The 16,338-nt window shown below is 36.9% G+C and carries 7 protein-coding genes; 6 read left to right on the forward strand and 1 reads right to left on the reverse strand.

Annotation, left to right across the window (positions count from 1 at the left end):
- The first annotated feature begins 7 nt into the window (after positions 1 to 7).
- Positions 8 to 976, forward strand: a complete 969-nt coding sequence (gene rlmF / locus ACGH6S_RS01885) for a 23S rRNA (adenine(1618)-N(6))-methyltransferase RlmF (protein ID WP_411578712.1) — start codon at positions 8 to 10, stop codon at positions 974 to 976.
- 178 nt (positions 977 to 1,154) lie between these two features.
- The gene (dld, locus tag ACGH6S_RS01890) at positions 1,155 to 2,852 is read left to right on the forward strand and encodes a D-lactate dehydrogenase (protein ID WP_411578713.1); all 1,698 of its coding nucleotides are present in this window, start codon (positions 1,155 to 1,157) and stop codon (positions 2,850 to 2,852) included.
- A gap of 106 nt (positions 2,853 to 2,958) precedes the next feature.
- Here dld and mutS read toward each other — a convergent pair whose 3' ends face one another.
- Positions 2,959 to 5,517 (reverse strand): DNA mismatch repair protein MutS, encoded by a 2,559-nt coding sequence (gene mutS, locus ACGH6S_RS01895; RefSeq protein WP_411578714.1) that lies wholly within the window; start codon positions 5,515 to 5,517, stop codon positions 2,959 to 2,961.
- 531 nt (positions 5,518 to 6,048) lie between these two features.
- Between mutS and ACGH6S_RS01900 the strand changes: the two genes are divergently transcribed.
- From ACGH6S_RS01900 to ACGH6S_RS01915, 4 genes are read left to right on the forward strand one after another with little or no spacing between them, the layout of a single operon-like run.
- Positions 6,049 to 7,863 (forward strand): AAA family ATPase, encoded by a 1,815-nt coding sequence (locus tag ACGH6S_RS01900; protein ID WP_065608989.1) that lies wholly within the window; start codon positions 6,049 to 6,051, stop codon positions 7,861 to 7,863.
- 4 nt (positions 7,864 to 7,867) lie between these two features.
- Positions 7,868 to 8,509 carry a 4Fe-4S single cluster domain-containing protein gene (locus ACGH6S_RS01905; protein WP_411578716.1) on the forward strand — a complete coding sequence of 214 codons (642 nt, stop codon included), beginning with the start codon at positions 7,868 to 7,870 and terminating at the stop codon, positions 8,507 to 8,509.
- 12 nt (positions 8,510 to 8,521) lie between these two features.
- Positions 8,522 to 14,794, forward strand: a complete 6,273-nt coding sequence (locus tag ACGH6S_RS01910) for a protein kinase domain-containing protein (RefSeq protein WP_411578715.1) — start codon at positions 8,522 to 8,524, stop codon at positions 14,792 to 14,794.
- Positions 14,781 to 16,115 carry a hypothetical protein gene (locus ACGH6S_RS01915; RefSeq protein WP_065608987.1) on the forward strand — a complete coding sequence of 445 codons (1,335 nt, stop codon included), beginning with the start codon at positions 14,781 to 14,783 and terminating at the stop codon, positions 16,113 to 16,115. Before ACGH6S_RS01910 ends, ACGH6S_RS01915 begins: the two co-directional genes overlap by 14 nt.
- Positions 16,116 to 16,338 lie beyond the last annotated feature (223 nt).

Genomic DNA, 16,338 nt, shown 5'->3' on the forward strand with positions numbered 1-16,338 from the left:
GACAATCGTGCAAACGCCATTAAAAAAGCTTCAATTACATTGCAGAAACAAACACCAGAATGGCTATGATTTTACAAAGCTCATTAAAATACTGCCTGAGCTGTCTCGATATGTAAATCAGAATTCCTATGGCAATTTATCGATCGATTTTGCCGATCCTATGGCTGTCAAACAGTTAAATAAAGCCTTGTTATTGAATGATTATCAAATAAATTATTGGGATATTCCAGATGGTTATTTGTGTCCGCCCATTCCTGGTCGAGCTGATTATATTCACTATTTGGCTGATTTATTAGCTCAAGACAACCAAAATAGCATTCCAACAGGTAAACAAATTCGGGTTTTAGATATTGGCGTTGGGGCTAATGTGATTTACCCTATTATTGGTTGTGCCGAATATGATTGGTCATTTGTAGGGAGTGATATTAATCCAGTTGCGATCAAAGTTGCTTTGCTAATTACACAAGCCAATACGTTATTAAAAAACACTTTGCAGTGTCGATTACAAAAAGACAGTGGATCGATTTTTAAGCATATTATTAAGCCCAATGAATTTTATGCTTTAACCCTGTGCAATCCGCCTTTTCATGCTTCAGCAGAAGATGCATTGGCAAGTACGCAAACCAAATTGAAGAAGTTAGGTAAGCTAACAAATTCCACTCAAAAAACTGTGCTTAATTTTGGTGGACAACATGCCGAGCTTTGGTGTCAAGGAGGTGAAAGTGCTTTTATTAGTAATATGATTAATGAAAGTACTCAATATAAAACTCAATGCCTGTGGTTTACTTCATTAGTTTCAAAAAAAGAGACCTTGTCAATAATTAACAAAAAATTAAAACAAGCTGCTGTTGTTGAAAGCCGTATTATTCCCATGGCGCAAGGGCAAAAAGTGAGTAGGTTTGTAGCGTGGACTTTTTTTAATCAAAATGAACGCCAACAACTTTTGTCAAAAAATTCCCAAAAAACGCAGGGTTAAACATTATAAATAAATTACCTTTATTGACCTTTTTGTTGTAAAAGATCGTTTAAGTGTGTTTTGTTCATCTGCAATAAAAATACCGATAGCTTATTGTTTTGCTTTTGGTTAAGATGGTGATTATTTAATCGCCTCTATTAACCCATCTCAATTTTCAATAACCATAGGAAATACCGATATGAAAAGTAATCAAACAGCTAAGCTCATTGAGCAGCTACAAGGTATTGTTGGACATAAATATACTTTAACCAATCCAGCACGAACATTACCGTATCGTCAAGGTATTCGCTTTGGCGAAGGTGATGCATTGGCAGTTGTTTTGCCAGGGACATTAGTTGAACAGTGGCAGGTGTTAAAGGCATGTGTTGAAGCGGATGTGATTGTCATCACACAATCCGCAAATACTGGATTAACTGGTGGATCAACGCCTGATGGCAATGACTATGATCGTCCTGTTGTTATTGTTAGCACTCGTCGCTTGGATGGTATCAAAGTGATAGAAAATGGTGAACAAGTTGTCTGCTTACCAGGTAGTACACTTTTTCGTCTAGAAAAGGAATTAAAAAAATATCATCGAGGTCCACATTCGGTTATAGGTTCATCTTGCATTGGCGCTTCTGTGATGGGTGGTGTATGTAATAATTCAGGTGGGGCGCTTATTCAGCGTGGTCCTGCTTATACGCAAATGGCGGTGTTTGCTCAATTAGATGCGCAAGGTCAGTTACACTTAGTCAATCATTTAGGTATAGAATTGGGTGATGAACCAGAAACAATTTTACAGAATCTTCAAAATCATACTTATACTGATAAGGATATTAAACGTGATGCTGGTTTAGGTCATGATCACCATTATTGTGAGCATGTTCGTGAAGTAGATGCCGATACGCCTGCTAGATTTAATGCTGATCCTGCTCGTCATTATGAAGCATCAGGTAGTGCTGGGCGTTTGATGGTTTTTGCTGTGCGACTTGATACATTTCCGTTAGAGAAAAAATCAGCCGTATTTTATATTGGTACAAATGATATTAATGAATTAAATGGTATTCGTCGCCAAATTTTAAGCCAATTTAAAACGTTGCCAGTGTCGGGCGAATATATACACCGTGTGGCGTTTGATATTGCCGCGGTTTATGGAAAACCGACCTTTTTGGCCATTAAAAAGCTAGGTACAGATATGATGCCACGCATGTTTGTGTTTAAGAACTTTGTTGATCGTGTTACCGCTAAAATTCCATTTTTTCCAAAGAATTTTTCGGATCGGTTTTCTATCTTTGCTTGCAAATTTTTGCCAAATCATTTACCAAAATCAATGCGTGATTATCGTGATCGTTATGAACATCACCTTATTTTAAAAATGGCAGATGATGGGATTGCAGAAGCCGAGGCTTTTTTAAAAGACTATTTTCAAAATAAAAATGGTAATTATTTTTTATGTAACGAAAAAGAAGCCGAAGCCGCAATGTTACACCGTTTTGCCGCTGCGGGTGCTGCAACGGCTTATCGTAATGTACATAGCAAAACAGTGGAAAACATTGTTGCATTAGATATCGCACTGCGACGCAATGATACCGATTGGTTTGAAACGCTGCCAGAAAACATTGATCAAAACTTTATTTATAAAATGTATTATGGGCATTTTTTCTGTTATGTATTTCATCAAGATTATATAGCTAAAAAAGGGGTGGATTGTGATAAAGTTAAGGAGGAGATTTTAGCATTGCTTGATCAGCGTGGTGCGCAATATCCAGCTGAGCACAATGTGGGGCATTTGTATCATGCCAATGAGGATTTGAAAAAATTCTATCAAGAGCTTGATCCTACAAACAGTCTTAATCCGGGCATAGGTAAAACATCTAAGAAGAAAAATTGGGCTTAATTTTTTAAATTCTAGATGCTATTCATAATTAAAACCAACCGCTAGAAATCACATCTAGCGGTTTTTTAGAATAATATCGCAATAAAACAATTAGAGGTTATTTAAATTACACCAACTTTTTTAATTGATATAAAATTTCTAATGCTTGTTTTGGTGTTAAAGCATCAGGATCAATCTGTTTTAACGCTTCTTCAACTTCCGAAGGTTCAGGTTCGTTGATAAAAGAAAGTTGAGATTGAGCAACGCCACTGTTAGCCGTTTGTTTTGAAATAATCTCGAGCTCTTTCAATTTTTGTTTAGCCCGTTTTAGTACTGCCTTAGGCACACCGGCAAGTCCAGCAACAGCAATACCAAAACTTTTACTCGCTGCGCCTTCAGATACTTCGTGGATAAAAGCAACGGTATTATCGTGTTCAATGGCATCAAAGTGGATATTATAAACACCTTGCATATGCTCGGGTAATTGGGTTAATTCAAAGTAATGAGTGGCAAAAAGCGTCATTGATTTGATTTCATTTGCTAAATTTTCGGCACAAGCCCAAGCTAATGAAAGCCCATCATATGTTGAAGTTCCTCGACCAATTTCATCCATTAATACTAAACTTTGTTGAGTTGCATTGTGCATAATGTTAGCCGTTTCGGTCATTTCGACCATAAAAGTAGAGCGTCCAGATGCCAAATCATCAGAAGCACCAATACGTGTAAAAATGCGATCAACTGGTCCAATGACTGCTTTTGATGCAGGGACAAAACTACCAATATAAGACAGTAATACAATTAAAGCAGTTTGACGCATATACGTACTTTTACCGCCCATGTTTGGTCCCGTAATAATTAACATACGTCTGCTTGGTAATAATGAGAGTGAGTTTGCAATAAATGGTGTTTGTAAAACTTGCTCAATCACCACATGTCGGCCATCTTTAATTTCTATTCCTGAGTCGGTTGATAGTGTTGGCTTTTGATAGTTAAGGGTTAGTGCTCGTTCCGCCAAGTTGGTAAGCACATCAAGTTCGGCAATGGCCTCAGCACTGATTTGCATAGTGGCTAGATCTGGCATTAATAGATCAAATAGCTGTTCGTAAAGTTGCTTTTCGAGTGCTAATGCTCGTCCTTTAGATGTTAGCACTTTATCTTCGTACTCTTTAAGTTCGGGGATGATATATCGCTCAACATTTTTCAGTGTTTGACGACGAGTATAATGAATTGGTGCCAAATGACTTTGCCCACGGCTGATTTGGATATAGTAGCCATGTACAGCATTAAATCCAACTTTTAATGTATCAATGCCAAGTGTTTCACGTTCTCGGATTTCTAACTGTTCTAAATAATTGGTTGCACCATCCGCTAAACTTCGTAGTTCGTCTAGTTCTGCATTATATCCAGTAGCAATAACCCCACCATCACGAATAATTACCGGCGGTGTTTCGACAATAGCCTGATTTAATATTTCGGCTATATGGTCAAATTGATTTATTTTTTTACACAAGCTAATTAACGCAGGTGAAGTAAGACCACTTAATAGTGTTTGTAATTGTGGTAATAAATTATAAGCATCACGTAAACGAGCAAAATCACGAGGTCGAGCCGTATGTAATGCAAGTCTTGCTAAAATACGTTCCAAATCACCAATTTGTTTTAATAATGGATTAACTTCATCAATATAATTTTGTAATTCGCCAATAGCTTGTTGTCGATTTTGTAATATAGTCAAATTACGAATTGGTGAATGTAACCAACGTTTAAGCATACGGCTACCCATTGGTGTTTGAGTTTTATCAAGTATTTCAGCTACAGTATTTTGAGTTCCACCAGATAGGTTTTCGGTGATTTCTAGATTACGACGTGTTGCGGCATCTAACACGACAAAATCATAAGCCGACTGTTTGATAATTGAACGTATATGAGGTAGAGCTGTGCGTTGAGTATCTTTTACATATTGTAACAAACAGCCAGCTGCACAAAGTGCATAATTACACTCTTCCACACCAAATCCAATTAAATCATTAGTGCCAAATTGTAGATTAAGCTGTTGTTTTGCTGTTTCAAGATCAAAGTCCCATTGTGGACGACGGCGCAATCCAGAGTTATTTTCAATTAATGGCATAGATTGAAATTCTTCCGGATATAGCAATTCGACAGGACTTGTACGTTGTAATTCGGCTTGCATTTCCTCGAAATTGTCACATTCAAAAATATAAAATCGTCCTGAACTGATATCGAGCGTGGCATAGCCGTAATAATTTTTATATTGCCAAATTGATGCCAGTAAATTGTCTTTGCGATCTTCTAATAATAGCTCATCACTTACTGTACCAGGAGTTACAATACGGACAATTTTTCGTTCTACTGGTCCTTTACTAGTAGCTGGATCGCCAATCTGTTCACAAATAGCAACAGATTCCCCTAGTGCGATTAATTTTGCTAAATAACTTTCAACCGCATGATAAGGCACTCCCGCCATAGGAATCGGTTCACCATTTGACGAACCACGCTTTGTGAGCGAAATATCTAAAAGTTGCGAGGCACGCTTGGCATCATCATAAAACATCTCATAAAAATCACCCATACGATAAAACAATAAAATATCAGGGTTTTCAGCTTTAAGTTTTAAATACTGCTGCATCATTGGGGTGTGGTTGGCTAAATTGTCTTTATTAGTCATGGTGGTTTTCTTTTTTTATCTTTCAACGTAATAAGTAAATTCATTAGTCTAACAAAGAACCATTAAGATGCATAAATTCGTACTGGTTCTTATTTTTAGTTTAATCATAAATTATGATAAATGTAAGTTGTATAATGTAATCATCTATATAATAATTCTATTATAACTGATTATTGGTTTATTACAGAGGCTATTTGGGGCTTAATGTAAAATGGATATGTTTGCATTTAATTAAAGAATTGGACTCATTACGAGCCCATTATTCTAAATTATGTACTTTTTATGTGTTTTTTATATTCAACATATTGAAATCTATTATAATCGTATCGGTTGTTATTGGGCTAATGGTTGGGTATTGCTACAACAATGTGAACAACAATATTACCAAAACAGTAAAATGATAGATATAGGCACTGTCTAGTATTTTGGTCAGGAACAATCAGCTAAAAGAAAAATAAGCCAATAAATCATTTTATACCAATGTGCCTTATAATTATGAGTTAATAAGTTTTATTTTTAAGGGAGTCAAGCATGTTTGAAAATCCTCGATGGGTACGAGATTTGTTACGTTTTTTACCACTTAAAAGTCAATTTGTATTATCAGGTAATATCCGAGATTTACAAGCTTGCGAGATAGTCCCTTCTGTTATTACACCACAATCTTTTGAATTAACCGTTTATCGTTGCTTAAAACAAGTCGGTTATGAGCATGTTGTGATATGGGATCCCTTGTCGGGCTTTCGATGTTTACAAACAGCCGACTTTCCTGCCAATAATACCGATCAATTATTACAAAAGTTAGGTTTAACACCAGAAAATGGCAAAGCCACAGGTGGTGTTGATTTATTGAGTTCTGTATTAGAACGGCTTGTTAATTTTGTTGGAGATCCCATTGCTTTATTGGTGGATTTTGCTTCTCAATTAAGTGTGCGCACCGATAATTTAACGCCAGCTGAACATCAATTATTTACACGAGCATTGATTTTGTCTCATCAGGCAAAAGTACGTCCTGCAGGGGAAAATCGCCAACCTTTTTTTAATACAGTGCTATGGGTTGTGGAAAAGGAGGGGGATTTACCGGATTGGTTCTTGGTGAATAATCCTAAAGTAAGATCTATTTCTGTCGCTAAACCAGATCATATTGCTCGCCGAGCTTTGGCAGGTGCATTAATTAAGGGAATAGCTCATGCCCAACAATTACCAGATGAGATTTTAACTCAAGCCGAAAAAACATTCGTAAATAGTACAGAAGGTATGCTGTTATTGGATATGAACGCAATTGCTACATTGGCACGAGTAGAAAATATAGGTGTTAACGTAATTGCTGATGCTGTACGGCGTTATAAGGTGGGGGTGACAGAGGATCCTTGGCAAAAAATAGATAGAGAAAAAATACAGCAGGCAGAAACCTTTATTTCGCAGCGCGTAAAAGGGCAAATGCATGCTGTGACACATATGTTAGATATTGTTAAGCGTGCAATTACGGGAATCGGTGTTAACCGTAAGGGCAATCGACCTCGAGGGGTAGTGTTTTTAGCTGGGCCTACAGGGGTTGGTAAAACAGAGTTAGCAAAAACTATCACCAGTCTATTATTTAATGATGAAAGCGCATATATCCGGTTTGACATGTCTGAGTTTAGCTCAGAGCATTCAGATCAACGTTTAATTGGAGCACCTCCTGGTTATGTGGGGTATGACGTAGGCGGCGAGCTGACTAATGCAATTCGAGAAAAACCTTTTAGTGTTGTGTTATTTGATGAAATTGAGAAAGCGCATCCCCGTATTTTGGATAAATTTTTGCAGATTTTAGATGATGGTGAGTTGACTTCAGGAAGAGGAGATAGAGTTTATTTTTCTGAAGTGCTGATTATTTTTACATCTAACTTAGGCATTTATAAAATGACAGAAAGCGGAAAACGAGAGGTGAATGTTAGTGCCGATGATTCTTTTGATGTGGTACAACTAAGAGTAAAAAATGAGATAGATCATTATTTCAAGGTGGTACTAAATCGTCCTGAAATTTTGAACCGGATCGGGGAAAATATTGTGGTATTTGATTTTATCCGCCCAGAAATTGCTGAACAGATTTTTGAACAAATGGTGGCTAATATTTTAAATGATTTTAAGCAAACAGGACTGACATTAACCTTTAGCCCTAATGCCATGCATAGCCTAAAAATGTTAGCTTTAACTGATCTTTCTAATGGTGGGCGAGGTATTCGTAATCAATTAGAAGCACATCTTTTAAATCCACTGGCACGTGAGTTGTTTGCTTTAAATCCTCAAGCTGGGCAGCATGTAACTATTACCTCAGTGCAAGCTAATGCAATAACATTGGAGTTGTAGAATGATAAAATTAGGTTTATCTCGTATCCATTTTCCGGTGACGACACTAGGACCAGGTAATAGAATAGGTATATGGTTTCAAGGATGTCGTTTAAGGTGTAAAGGTTGTATTTCAGCTGACACATGGGGCACGGCCAAAGAGTTTGTTGATGTTGACGAATTAGTCGATAAACTAACACCTTGGTTAGCACAAGCTGATGGCATTACTATTTCAGGTGGCGAGCCTTTTGATCAAGTGAATGCCTTATCTACCTTATTACAACAGCTTAAACAAAAAACGACCATTGATATTTTAGTGTATACCGGTTATTCATTAGAGCAAATAACCGAACATTTAATTACGATTAAACCTTATATAGATGCATTGATAACCGATCCCTTTCAATACCAAACAGCGCAAACGTTACAACTTAGAGGTAGTGATAATCAACGGCTACACTTTTTTACACCTTTAGGAGAAAAACGGTTTAGATCTTATCAAACCACCGTGAACGAACAAGAAAAAGCACTGGATATAATGTTTGATGAAGATGGAACGGTTTGGTTGGCAGGCATTCCTAAAAGAAATGACATGCAGCTATTACAAGATATGTTAGCACAACAAGGCCACCGTATAGTATTAACAATCGATAAACCCCGAGATTAAGGAAAAACAATTATGGCAATGATGCGTTTTTGTCCTCATTGTGAAACAGAAAGATCACTTTATGAGATTTTTTGCGAAGGAACTATTGAGACAGGAGTTTGCGGTTGGGATTTGTCGAACGAACCGATTCGTGAATCAGGTTGGCGACCGTTGTCTATTGTTACAGCCGAGGAGTTAACCGAGCAAATAAGCTCATTGCCACATTGTGTTAATGGTCACCCGATGGATGAAGGGGATTTGATGTGCATGGTGTGCGGTGGGGATTTAGCCGAGTTAGATGTTATAGAACAAGAGGTAATATCTGCGACAACTCAAACCTTAGAACCTGCGTCACAAGCAGTGGAAACAACAATTGATAACTGGCGAATATTAAATACATTAAGTACCACAGATGGGACTAGAGAGCGCTATTTAGCCGAGAGAATAGAAGATAAAAAAAGAGCCGTCTTAACACTTTATCATGCCGGTGCCGAGCCTGATGTGGCGATTTATGACGTATTAAAACAACTACCTAAAGAGCACGTTCCTGAAATTATTACTGCAGGTCGTTGGAATGCTCAAGCTTATGTGGTAGCGGAAGAACTAACAGGAGGAAGCTTATCAGATCTTGGTATTGTTATGACCGATCTTGTTAGCATTAAGCATGTTATGGCAGAGTTAGGTCAAGCTTTACAGGCGTTTACCGAGGTAGGATTAAGACACTGTGATTTAAGACCTGAAACATTGTTAGTAAGAACTAAAGATCCTTTAGATTTGGTGATTACAGGTTTTGGATCTGCTCGTTTATCAGAATTTGATTTAGAGGTTATATCGCCTTTAAAAACAACTCGCTATATGGCACCTGAAGTTATTGCAGGTGGCGTTAGCGTTGCATCGGATTGGTGGAGTCTGGGGATTATTCTATTAGAGCAATTAACCCAAGGGCAATGCTTTGCTGGTGTGAATGATCAAGCTTTTTTAATACAAATATTAACCAATGGAGTAACAATTCCTGATAACTTACCAATACAATTACAACAATTATTAAAGGGGTTATTGGCTAAAAACCACCATGAACGTTGGCAATGGCCACAAGTGCAGGCATGGCTACAAGATCAAATGGTTGCCGTGCCAGAAGCCTTATCAAGCCCTCAACACGAATTAGGTTCAACAATTCAGCTAGGAGAGCGACATTATTCTGATATTAAATTATTTGCCTTAGCTGCAGCTGATCCGCTTTATTGGCAAGAAGCATGTGATCATCTTGTAAGAGGTTTAGTCACAACATGGTTAGAAAAGGCTGAGTTTGATGAGCAAATACTAGCTAAAGTAAGAGAAGTTCTACGTCAACTTGATTTAAGCGACGACTTAAAGTTGATGTTAGTACTTAAGATATTAAATCCTGATATGCCATTGGTACTCAAAGGCGATATTATTACACCAAGTTGGCTATTACAGCATCCATTACAAGGATGTCTATTTATTGAGGGATTTATCCCCCATGTTTTACAAGATTTGGAGATTTGGCTGTGGCGTTTGCAAGAAAGAGCAAATACAGTTAGAAGACGAGCCGATAATTTGCAAATTCGCTTGGATGAAGAAACGCTAAAGATTCATCTGCTTTCTACATCGCGCGCTCAATTAACTGCATTATGGGAGGAGCGATTAGCTATTTTTCCTGATGCCAATAATGTTGGAATTTTATCATTAATTGAGCGACGAGCAATCAGTGAAGAAGATTTGATTGTATTGCTAAGCGCTCAGATCGGGCAATTCAAATCGATAGATAATGTAACGCAAGAAGTTTTAAAATTAAGTGATCAGCATTCAGTCGTAACGGTGGATGAGCAAGAATTAAAAGAATTAATGCGCCAACCTAGATTAGCACTTTATCAAATGCTTAATGAGCGTATTGAAGGTTTTGCTTGTATAGGACATGAGCAGCTAGATGCTTGGACTGAGCAATACCGATTAGAAAAAAGAATGCCTTTTCACCAGTTGTTACTGTTATTAAGTGTGCCGGCAGAGCAATGGATAAAACCGCATAAACAGCAATATATTTCACAGATTATTGATTTCTTCCATAAAAAAGTTTCTGCCTCAGTATTGCAAGGACCTTTAGTTCGAATGCATTTAGGGCTGTACATGCCACGAATCGATATTTATTTACTAGGTACAGAGCGTAAGCCCGCAGAAGCATTATTAGATCATCTTGTTGCACGTAATAGCCGTCAAATAAGTATCGATCTGATGGCATTTCAGCAAGATCAATATTTAGAGCGTAGATTAAGTAATTTATATAGACAATCTTCTTTGTACAAAAGAGATACCGGCATTGATGATTTGTATATGGGGTTTCCTTTCTTAATTTATCAAGAACCCACAGCATATCGATTACCTCGTATTGCACCATTGCTGTTATGGCCGATAAAACTTCATTACGAGCTTGGTGCAAGAAATCATATTGCCTTTTCCTTCGATCATGATCGGGAAGAAATTAGAATTAATCCTGCTTTGGAAGGAATATTAGGTAAGAGCTTATATCAAACATGGAAAAATACATTAGATGAATTATTAACCCGTTCCGCTTTATCTACACAGGAAATTATCGATGCTCTTAGTATATTGGGGAACCCTTTATCAAGAAAAGTACAAGCCTTACCATTTAAGCAAGAGATAGAGCGAGGAAAGCTATACTTAAGTTGCTCAGCTGTGTTTTTTAATGTTAATTTTATGGGGCAATCGATAGGTGAAGAATTAAATAAACTGAAAAAAATATCTCCTATTGGCACTGCATTAGAAACCGCATTACGATTAAAATCTTACCAAACTTTAGCGGATATTCCTGAAAAAACACCCGAGCTAGAGCGCTATTTTACCGTTGCAAGCGATCCCTCTCAAGAAAATGCAGTACTTCAATCAAGACAATATCCTGGACTATTGATTGAAGGACCTCCAGGCACAGGAAAGAGCCAAACCATTGTCAATATGATAGCCGATGCGATTGGTCGTAATAAAACAATTTTGCTTGTCTGCCAGAAAAAAGCTGCGCTTGAAGTTGTTTATAAAAGACTTGTAGCTGAGGGGCTTAATAATCGCGCAATAATGATCAATGATGTGAATGCTGACCGCAATATAGTGATTAGTAGTATCCGAGAGCAACTTGATAGACTATTTAAGTCACCAGTAGATACTCACTGGGAAGCTAAAAGAGAACAAATTGCAAACCAAATTACTCAGTTAGAACATCAACTCGATAGTTATCATCAAGCTTTGCATCATGTAGATGAACAGACAGGATTAACTTATAGAGAATTAATAGCTGAATTGATCAGTTTAAATAAGCAGCCGAGTACATTTGTAGCACCACAACTTAGAACCGTATTAAGTGCATTAAATAAAGTACAATTAGCCGAGCTAGAAGATGAATGTGCATTACTGATACGTTATTGGCTACCAGCGAATTACGAGCATACGGCATTAAGTGAGTTGCGTGCTTTTTCGCATGAGCCAGCAACCCTCAGTGATTTTAATCATTTCTTTACTGATTTTATGGAAGCGGAACATAATCGTACAGTTGTGTTAAACATTAACCAAGCACGATTTGATTTAAATGATCCTACCCCCTATCAACACTGGATAGAAACTGATGGACAGATGTTTTTAGCAATTTCTGACAGTGTAAGAATACAACTAAATAAATGGTCTTCGCTTTTTAAAGTCGACGCTGCTAAACAACAAAGTTCATCAGAAGGTTATACACTGATAACAGAGCTAAAGCTGCTTGAAGAACAATTGGCCGTTATTAGTGATGCTTCGTGGTGCGATTTATCGCCTAAGTTATGTTTGTTAGAACAGCAACAGCTCGATAAATTAACAAAGCAAGCTAGCCGCATGATGACTCCAACTTCTTGGTATAGCTTTTTAAGTATTACGCGATATTCTGCAAAGAAAAATTTAACGCATTTCTTAATGCAACAAGGTGAAATATCTGATGGAACACGCTTCCCAATGCTTTTTCACGCATTGATTTTAGAGCAACAATATCGCCCTATTCGTAATAAATTACAGTGTATTTTTAAACAATTACAATTACCGATACCTGATAATACAATTGGCATTAAAATGGCTGGACTCATTAATGAAACGATAGTTACTTTAGAAGAAGTAATGCAACTATTTAACAAAATAATGATCGCCCCGAGAACCGAAGAGGTAGAAGCAGCGTTATTAAATAGCAAACCGGCCTTTGAACAACTTTTAGCTGATTATACTACAGCTTTTAATCGTTACTTTGCTCGAAAAGAAGCACTAGAAAAATTAGCTAGGATTGAACACTATTTAAGCCCTTCGCTTTATCAAAGCTGTAAAACAGCGATAGAAAACAATGTGTCAACGGAACCTAAACTATTAGACATCAAGCAAGCTTTACCTAGCTTGGCTGACTACCAATATTTTAGAAAAAGAGCCGAACAACTTTCAGCCACTTCCTTACAGTTGCTAGCTAAATTGCGTAGTTACCAAGAACCATTGAAACAAATAGCGGTAACTGATTTAGAAAAAGTATTTAGGCAATTGGTCAATGGAGAAGCTTATCAAGCATGGAAAGAAAGAATAGAGTTGGCCTATCCAATCTTATTAATTAATGATGAAGAAACACAAAAACGAATTAAATTATTAGCTGCAGCTGACCTTGAAATGCGAGCTTTGAACCGCGTATTACTTGAACAAAATATTCCTATTAAAGAATTAGGATCATTAAGACAGTGGGAAGATATTACAAGGCTAACAGGTGTTAGAGCTAGGCGTTTAAGAGAATTTATAGAACAAGGTGAAAAATTAGGCTTAATGAAACTTAGATCTATCTGGTTGATGAATCCTGATGTGGCAAGTCGTTTATTACCTTTAAAAGCAGGCTTATTTGATACGGTTATTTATGATGAAGCTTCTCAAATGCCGATACAATACGCTATCCCAACCCTTTACCGTGGTAAAGTATTGGTAGTAAGTGGTGATGAAAAGCAAATGCCTCCTAGTAATTTTTTTGCTAATCAAATAGAAATAGAAGAAGCTGATTTAAATCTGTCTTATGATGAATTAAGCGATGAAGAACAAGAAGAATTACAAACCGGTCAATGGAATTGTAGAGAAATTATGGATTGCCCTGATTTGTTGCAATTAGCACGTTCAGTATTACCAAGTACAAGCTTACAAATTCATTATCGTTCTGCTTATCGTGAATTAATTGCTTATTCTAATGCAGCTTTTTACAATAATCAGCTTAATGTACCAGTACGTCATCCAAAATCGACAATAAAACAAGTTCAACCTATAGAATTTTTACAGGTTAATGGAGTTTATCACAATCAAACAAACCTCACCGAGGCAGAGCAAGTGGTGGAAAAGGTTGCAGAGATTTGGCAATTACCGAAAGAACAACGTCCTTCACTCGGTGTTGTTACATTTAATAAAAAGCAGGCTGATTTGATTGAAGACTTATTTAATAAAAAAGTCCGAGAAAATGAGATATTTCGAACCCTTTATCTCGAAGAGACTCAGCGTGTAGAGGCGGGTGAAAACATGTCTTTTTTTATTAAAAATGTAGAAAATGTACAAGGTGATGAGAGGGATATCATCATATTTTCTACGACATTTGGTCGAAACAAAGAGGGCGTGTTCCGTCGTAACTTTGGCGTGCTTGGACAATTGGGAGGAGAACGTCGACTCAATGTTGCCATCACACGGGCAAGAAAAAAAGTAATATTACTTTGCTCTATGCCAATTGAAGATATATCAGATATGTTAGCATCACAGCATCAGCCAATAAGCCCAAGAGATTACTTACAATGTTATCTGGCATATGCTAGAGCCTTGTCGGCTGGAGACTTCGTTACAGCACAAAGCCTTTTAAAAGGTATTATTGCCACTACTGAAACTCAAGCAACAAAATTAATCGAATCTCGACAAGATGCGCTTTTAAATGATGTAGAAATGTTTATACGATCACTAGGGGTGTCTTATACCAAAAATTCAGGAACAGGCGTTTTTGCTTTAGATTTCGCAATAGAAGATCCTAAAACACAACTTTATATAGTGGGCATTGAGTGCGATGCTCCAACACACCCTTTATTGGCTAATGCTAGGGCTAGAGATATTTGGCGTACGGCGGTGCTAAACAGATCTATTCCTCATATCATTCGTATCACATCGCATGAATGGTATGAACAAAATGAACAAATTAAAGCCAAGCTTAGACAATTAATAAATGAAACGCTTGCCACAGGAGAAACTCATGAGCGGTCCTAAAGTTGTACACATAGTGACACGAGAAGAAATAATAGCTACTTGCCAAGGGATATTAGCCCAACTTGATCAAGCCATTAACCAATGGCAGCGTGCGATGCAAAACTTAGCAATTACCGATGATACGTTTTTGCAAGGCATCATCAACACACGAGAAAAATTTAATAAATTATTAGCTGAAGATAAATTTTCAGATATTCAACGACTAGTACCTATAGAAATTAAACAGCTGCAAGCGGATATTATTGAACGTAAGCAAGTCATAATAACAACATTAGCGAAGCAACGTGAAGAAGCAAGACAAACCAAAGAAAATGCTCAATTGTTGATAAATGCAATAGCACAAAAAGGGCTGCACCTACCAAAAGCATTACACAATGAACTGACACAAATAATACAAGGAAACTACCAAGGCTCAGCAACAGCTGTATTTAACCAAGTCTTTGGTTATTTAGTACCTGAACAACAAACGAATGTGTTGACGGCAAAACAACAAGCAATCTTAAATAGCATGAATGTAGATAAATCAACACAAACTTATACAGATTGGCTAACTAAACATCAAACCTCACAAAGGGATCCGCGCTTTAACCGAATAGATCATTACTTAAGTGAACTCGCATTAGAAAATAAAAATGTCTATCAATCTTTTATGCAACGATTAAACATAGCAGAAACAGAAACAATAAAACAACAACAAAATTTATTACTAGATAGTATTTTATTAGATTTATCAAAAACCGTACAAGAAGCCAAAAAGCGTACCCAATTATTGGCTAAATTAGAACTCATTGTAGCGGAGTTGAAACAAAAATCAGTAGAACCTTTAAAGTTAGATATTCAACAATTGGATCAGTTAACTATAGATGAATTAACAACATTAGTTGAAAATTGCGAGCAGCAACTTATAAAAGTAACCAACACCATAACCGCAACTTACAGGCAGCAAACTTTACTTCAATGCTTATCTAAACTAGGTTACGAAGTAAGGAGTGACATGCAAACTCAATGGATTAAAGACGGGCGATTAGTCATTCGCAATCCTGCCACACCAGGATATGGTATTGAATTTACAGGACAGGCTGAAAACCAACGGATGCAACTTAGAGCGGTCAGATTTACTCAACAAGAAGATCGACAACGAGATAAAGATATAGAAACACTATGGTGTAGCGATTTTGCTAAATTACAAGCATGGCTTGCTAAGCAAGGAGATTCATTAATACTAGAAAAATCACTCCCTATTGGACAGGTTGCTATAAAACAAGTTAACGAAGAACAAAATGGTACAATAATAAAAGAAAACGTAAAAAAATATTTTTAGTAAATAAAATATATTATCTGTAGGAATTCCTCACGTTGTTTACAGTAATTTAAGAAACACTGTAATAAATATCCTTGAAAAAAACAAAATTAACGCTTTACCACAGACAGGTGATAGGGCGCTGATATCATAAAGAAAAATTATTATCACCAATTTAGCTAAACACTTTATAGTCAATGTGTAACTATCCCCTAAAATAGTACAGCAAAAAAGTAGAAAATTC

Source organism: Gilliamella sp. BG3 (assembly GCF_046635605.1).
GTDB lineage: Bacteria > Pseudomonadota > Gammaproteobacteria > Enterobacterales > Orbaceae > Gilliamella > Gilliamella bombi.

Excerpts from the sequence above, each read along its gene's own strand:
- dld (WP_411578713.1), top strand. The coding sequence starts at position 1,155 with ATGAAAAGTAATCAAACAGCTAAGCTCATTGAGCAGCTACAAGGTATT.
- mutS (WP_411578714.1), bottom strand. The coding sequence starts at position 5,517 with ATGACTAATAAAGACAATTTAGCCAACCACACCCCAATGATGCAGCAG.
- ACGH6S_RS01900 (WP_065608989.1), top strand. The coding sequence starts at position 6,049 with ATGTTTGAAAATCCTCGATGGGTACGAGATTTGTTACGTTTTTTACCA.
- ACGH6S_RS01910 (WP_411578715.1), top strand. The coding sequence starts at position 8,522 with ATGGCAATGATGCGTTTTTGTCCTCATTGTGAAACAGAAAGATCACTT.
- ACGH6S_RS01915 (WP_065608987.1), top strand. The coding sequence starts at position 14,781 with ATGAGCGGTCCTAAAGTTGTACACATAGTGACACGAGAAGAAATAATA.